This is a genomic window from Bacillus sp. LK2 (genome assembly GCF_001043575.1).
Lineage (GTDB): Bacteria > Bacillota > Bacilli > Bacillales > Bacillaceae_G > Bacillus_A > Bacillus_A paramycoides.
The window spans coordinates 1-6383 of sequence record NZ_LDUK01000090.1 but is presented as its reverse complement, the minus strand read 5'-3'; the positions used below and the strand labels follow the sequence as shown (position 1 = coordinate 6383).

The window sequence follows — 6383 nt, the reverse complement described above, 5'->3', positions numbered from 1 at the left end:
GCAACCAAATTTGTTATCTTTAGAGCCATTTTCGCTATAGTTAAGCAACCAAATTTGTTATCTTTAGAACCATTTTTGTTATGGTTAAAACCACATTTGTTACCTTTAAAACCATCTTTGTTATAGTTAAGCAACCAAATTTGTTATCTTTAAGACCATTTTTGTTATGGTTAAAACCACATTTGTTATCTTTAAAACCATTTTTGTTATAATTAAATGTCATCATCCCTTATGTATCAAGACATTTCATGCTCTTAAAACATATAAACATATAAAACATATAAAACAATTAATATATAAAACAAACAAAACATACAATGTTGGATGAATAAGAATATACTTGTTATCATTTTTTAAATAAAATTCCCACGTCATATAACCAAATTTGTTATCTTTATTTTACTTAGACATGTAAACGTCAATTAATTGCAAAACTCTTCGGACATACTTAAGTATAAAAAAGCCCTGAAAAAGGGCCCTTATGAGTTTCGCAAGAAAGGAATGTCTCCTACTATAATATACGTTTGTTTCAATAGAATGTGAAAAAAATAGGCAAATGTTTCATTTTGTAGAGAAGTGAGGTGGCTTAATCGGAATAGGGTGTATCGTTGGACGGTGTCCGTTGTGTGAAGATGCTATTTATGAAGATAAAGACTTAGTACCACGAACTTCTTCAGGAAAGTGCTCAGTAGCTAAAAAATAATAGCGAGAATAACCCGAATTGAGACTTCCACGACTAAAGTCGCGAGCCCTAATCCTAACGAATTAACGGCTGGGATTCTTGAATGACTGAGCATTCGCATTCCATTTCTGTTGTAAATAGATTCCTATCTGTATATTCCTACAAAAAGAATCATATTTTCTGTGAATTATGGTATAAATTTATCTTAGGTTGATGGCGATGTCGGCAGAATCCCGTTTCTTAATAAACGATGATCCCGCTCCATAATGTTATTTAGATATTTGACTTGTCTGATTGAGCTGCCTACGGGTATCTTTTTTTCTTTTTTGCAATTCTACAATTGCTATCGAAAAGATTGGACTCTGGCCTACTGTGATAACGCGAGGCTTAGAAACATGAAAAAACCGCAAAGCTTTTTTGAAAAAGTACTTTGCGGTCTTTTCATGTTTAAATAAAAGTCAATTGTATTCCCTTCTGAATCAAAAGCACGATACAAATACGCCTAATTACTTTTAACCTTCACATGTGTTTTATCAACTCTTCAGGAATCGTTCATTGATTTCAAATGTATATTGGCTGAACCCTTTTCCACAAATTAATTCTTACTTGTTCTGTTTTGTCCGTATATAAGATTAAGAAGCTGCATATATTCATCCTCTTGTCCGATATCAAATCGTTTCCCATCAATCATTTTTCCATATACTTTTTTAGTCATAATTAAAGAATGAATTGCATCTGTTAATTGATATTCCCCCCCAACACCAGGTTGAATATTTTTTAATAAAGGAAAGATATCAGGTGTAAAAACATATCTACCAAGTACGGCAAGATTAGATGGAGGATTTACTTTCGGCTTTTCGATAATATTTGTAATACTAACACAGTTTTCTTTTACAATCTTCCCTTCAATAATACCATACTTATCTAAACGTTCATCTGGTACCGTATGAATGCCTATTACACTATTTTTCGTCTCTTTATAAATACTAATCAACTGATTTAAAGCGGTTTCTTTATCCGAAACTACAATATCATCTGGCAAGAGTACAGCAAAAGGTTCGTTACCAATAAATGTTTCACCTAATTTTATCGCCTCACCAAGTCCTCTCGCATATGGCTGCCTTATATAATGGATTTGAACATTAGGGATGGCAAGCCCTTTTAACAGATGTGATTTTTTTTCTTTTTCTAAAAAAGCCTCCAATTCTAATGAATAATCAAAGTAATCAACTATTAAATCCTTACGGCTAGAAAGTACAATTAGTATTTGCTCAATGCCTGACTTCACAGCTTCTTCTACAATATAATGAATCGCGGGTTTATTCCCTATTGGAAACATTTCTTTTGGAATCACCTTTGTAATTGGAAGTCTCCTTGTGCCGTAACCAGCGGCTGGAATGATTGCTTTTTTAATCACTAACCTCTCTCCTTCACTTATTTAAAATATTTATATTCATTCAACTCCTTACCTGCTCATGACGAAATCAAAAGGGGCCTTTACTTTTTTCTCTTTCCCTGCTTATATGAATAGGCATTTCACTTGTCACCAATCCAAGTTGTTCATCAATATACTGTAACAACTAGTACTAAGTACAGAAAGGTGACTATCATATGAATATATGTATTATAGGCTCTGGTTATGTTGGGCTCACATCAGCGGCGGTATTAGCAGAATTGGGTCATAATGTTATTTGTGTAGATAAAGATCAAGATAAAATTCATTCTCTCCAAAAGGGAGAATGCCCTATTTACGAACCAGATTTAAAAGAACTTATTCGAAAAAATCAAAATCGATTACAATTCCGTTGTGATATCGATAAGGCTATTCGACAATCACCTGTTATTCTTATCGCTGTAGGAACTCCTTCTACATCAAGTGGAAAGACGGATCTAAAATATCTTTATTCCGTTATTGATATACTAGTTCCAGCCATAACATCATATAAAACAATTATTACGAAAAGTACAGTTCCACCAGGTACAAATCAGCAATTATATGAAACACTCATTAAAAGTGGAGTTTCATCATCCCTATTCAATATTGTTTCTAATCCAGAATTTCTTCGCGAAGGTTCTGCTGTCCGCGATATGCTTAATCCAGATAGAACTATTATAGGTATCCAAAAAGATGACACAAAGTCGTTAGAAATTATGCAGGATATATATAAAGGGATTAGCGCACCTTTCCTTTGCACTGGATTAAACGAGGCGGAGATGATTAAATATACATCCAATGCATTTTTGGCTACAAAAATATCTTTTATAAATGAAATTTCTCGAATTTGTGATGCATATCACATTGATGTTGTTGAAGTGGCAAAAGGAATTGGCTATGACTTTCGAATTAACCCTCATTTTCTTCAAGCGGGAATGGGGTATGGGGGATCATGCTTCCCAAAAGATTTACATTCACTCATCTATACAGCAAATGATAGGCACGTAGCAGTTCCTATTTTACAAGCTGTACAATCCATTAACTCCACACAGATAGATCTCTATGTTGAAAAAATCAAAAATACTATAAAAGAACCCTCTTCAAAAAAAGTAACTGTTTTAGGAATTTCCTTTAAGCCAAATACTGATGATATTCGTAGCTCCCTCGCTGTACTACTTCTTGAAAAGTTAATCCTTCTTGGCTACGATCTACATGCTTATGACCCAAAAGCTTTTCTCCCTCCACATTTAAAAAAACAAGTTACACAGCATGAGAACCTAGAATCCTCAATTACAAATTCTGATTGTATTATTATTGCTACGGAATGGAATGAATTTAAAACACTTAATTGGAAACAAGTCAAGCAAGTTATGAAGGGATGCACAATCGTGGATGGACGTAATTGCATCGAAAAAGATGAAATAGAAAAATACGGATTACACTATATAGGAGTGGGTCGGTCATGAAAATCCTTGTAACAGGAGCCGCTGGTTTCATTGGCTCTCATTTGTGTCAAGCGTTACTTAAAAATGATGCATATCATGTAGTTGGAATTGATCATTTCATCGGTCCTACTCCAGCTATTTTAAAAACAGATAATATCCAATCTCTTCAATTGAATTCACGTTTTGAATTCATACGAGAAAACATTTTAACTACAGATTTATCGCAATTATTACAAGATATAGACGTAGTTTATCATTTAGCTGCTATACCCGGTGTCAGAACAAGCTGGGGAAAAGATTTTCAGGATTATGTAACAAACAATATAATGGTTACACAACATTTACTTGAAGCCTGTAAACATGTAAAATTAGATAAATTTATTCATATATCAACATCTTCTGTTTATGGTGAAAAATCTGGCGCGGTTTCTGAAGACTTATTACCTACCCCTTTATCTCCATATGGTGTTACAAAATTAAGTGGTGAACACTTATGTCATGTTTATCACAAAAATTTCCACATACCAATTGTTATTTTAAGATATTTCACAGTGTATGGGCCAAGGCAACGTCCTGACATGGCATTTCATAGATTAATTAAACAATTGTTAGAAGATAAACCTCTCACGATATTTGGTGATGGAACACAAACGCGTGATTTTACCTATATCGATGACTGTATACGAGGAACTGTGGCCGCTTTAGAGACAAAAAAAAATATAATAGGTGAAATTATCAATATCGGTGGAAAAGAACAAGCATCCATTTTAGACATTATTTCTATGCTAGAAAAAATATTAGGTAAATCAGCAACTAAAAACTTTCTAAAATCAGTTCCTGGGGAACCGAAACAAACATGGGCAGATATATCTAAGGCTAGTACATTACTACAATATTCTCCAACCGTTCCTCTATTCGACGGTCTGGAGGCAGAATATCATTATGTAAAACAATTATACAAAGGAGATTAATTTATTAAAATTGCATATATATGTACAGAAAAATTACCATCTCCAGCGTTTAAAGGTGGAGCAATTCAAATGATGATTGATGGGGTGTCTCCCTATATAAGTCAAGAGTATGAGCTTACCATTTTCTCTATTTCAGATCCAAGTCTTCCAGAGCAAATAACACGAGATAATGTCAATTACATGTATTTTCCTCAAAAAGAATATGAGCAGAATGTTATAAGGACACTCCAAACCAATACCTTTGATATTATACATGTCTTTAATCGTCCCAAAAATATACCTCTATATAAACAAGCTTCTCCACACAGTAAATTTGTATTAGGCCTGCATAACGATATGTTCGCTGAACATATCGTTATGCAGGCAATCTTATTATTGAAAAGGTTACCGCCATCATGACTGTTAGTAACTATATTAAACAAACTGTGATTGAGAGATTTCCACAAGCTGAAGATAAAATTTCCACTGTCTACTCTGGTGTTAATTTAAAACAGTCCCCTTCTATCTGGACACCAACAGGGCAAAAAATAAGAAGTGAATTTCGTACAAAATACGATATCCAAGATAAAAAAGTGATTCTATTTGTTGGCCGATTATGTGAAAATAAGGGTCCACATTTACTCATTCACGCTATGAAGAAAATTATTCAAACACATAAAGATACGGTGCTTGTAATTGTTGGTGGTAAATGGTTTAGTGATAACAGAGTAAATAAATATATTAGAAAATTATATAGAATCGCTAAACCAATTAAAAAGCACGTAATTTTCACTAAATTTATTCCGGCAGATCAAATGCATAATATGTTTCTAATGGGGGATATATTTATATGTAGCTCACATTGGAACGAACCATTGGCACGCGTTCATTATGAAGCAATGGCTGCAGGAATCCCAATACCGTGGGAAGAATGCTGAAGTTATAACAGATGAACATAACAGCTGTCTAGTAGAACAATATACTAATCCAATGGAGTATGCCAGACTCGTCCATGTCTTGTTATCTCAACGAGAATTTGCACAATGGATTGCTGAAAACGGCAGAAACGTTGTGGAAAAAAATTTTACATTTAAGCATACAGCAGAAAAACTAAATCAGGTATATAAACAAGTAGCAGAATCCACTAATCAGCCTGCTAGAAATATTATGCGCCCCTCAAAATTCAAATAATTCGAACTACTCATCATTTAACGTCCCGAAGGGCTGTTTGAAGTAGGAGATTCCTAAGTATGGAAACCTAACGATTTTAATTGAGTAAGCTCGTCAGAAAAAATGATACGTTAATCCTTTCCCTATCTTTTTATAAGCATAACTTTATATAACAGAGAAACAATTGAATACAAAACGACTACAACCAATGAGTCTCGCAATTAAGGCTTTTTGTTCTTGATTTGGGTAAATACGAAATTTGTATGCCTTATTGATTAATATGGATTGTATCTCGCTTTTTTGTAAGGTTCCTGTATTAATAAAAAAGGTAGGCTTACGCCTACCAACACTCATCTCCTACCTAAATTTGACGTTTTACACCTTCACATTTTTGAGGAAGGAGTCTTCTGTCGGAAAAAGATAAATACATGTATTTGATGCAAGAGATATATGAAGGATTTCTATCATGTATATGTTGAAGAATAAAAAACGCTTGGAAACCAAGCGTTTTTTTATTGCTCATTATTTTACTCGTCATCATCATCGTCATCTTCTTCTTCTTCTTCGTCATCTTCGTCTTCGTCCTCTTCTTCGTCTTCTTCTTCGTCATCTTCTTCTTCTTCTTCGTCCTCTTCTTCATCCTCGTCTTCTTCTTCGTCCTCTTCTTCGTCCTCTTCTTCGTCTTCGTCCTCTTCTTCTTC

At 33.9% G+C, this 6383-nt stretch carries 4 protein-coding genes and 2 pseudogenes; 3 read left to right on the top strand and 3 right to left on the bottom strand.

Annotation, left to right across the window (positions count from 1 at the left end):
• Positions 1-911: 911 nt before the first annotated feature.
• Positions 912-1250 (bottom strand): annotated as a pseudogene (locus tag VK90_RS31000) (DDE-type integrase/transposase/recombinase); the annotation flags it as partial.
• A gap of 27 nt (positions 1251-1277) precedes the next feature.
• Complete coding sequence (locus VK90_RS27145) at positions 1278-2099, bottom strand: UTP--glucose-1-phosphate uridylyltransferase (RefSeq protein ID WP_048376700.1); 822 nt, start codon at positions 2097-2099, stop codon at positions 1278-1280.
• A gap of 194 nt (positions 2100-2293) precedes the next feature.
• On the opposite strand from VK90_RS27145, the gene VK90_RS27140 reads away from it, so the two are divergent.
• The 3 genes and pseudogenes from VK90_RS27140 (at position 2294) to VK90_RS27130 (ending at position 5703) form a co-directional block, all read left to right on the top strand.
• Positions 2294-3583, top strand: a complete 1290-nt coding sequence (locus tag VK90_RS27140; protein WP_048376698.1) for a UDP-glucose dehydrogenase family protein — start codon at positions 2294-2296, stop codon at positions 3581-3583.
• Positions 3580-4533 carry an NAD-dependent epimerase/dehydratase family protein gene (locus VK90_RS27135; protein ID WP_048376696.1) on the top strand — a complete coding sequence of 318 codons (954 nt, stop codon included), beginning with the start codon at positions 3580-3582 and terminating at the stop codon, positions 4531-4533. Before VK90_RS27140 ends, VK90_RS27135 begins: the two co-directional genes overlap by 4 nt.
• A gap of 3 nt (positions 4534-4536) precedes the next feature.
• Positions 4537-5703 (top strand): annotated as a pseudogene (locus VK90_RS27130) (glycosyltransferase family 4 protein).
• Between the two features lie 144 nt (positions 5704-5847).
• Here VK90_RS27130 and VK90_RS29665 read toward each other — a convergent pair.
• Positions 5848-6036, bottom strand: coding sequence for a helix-turn-helix domain-containing protein (locus tag VK90_RS29665; RefSeq protein WP_082148090.1), 189 nt, complete (start codon positions 6034-6036; stop codon positions 5848-5850).
• Positions 6037-6383: the final 347 nt, after the last annotated feature.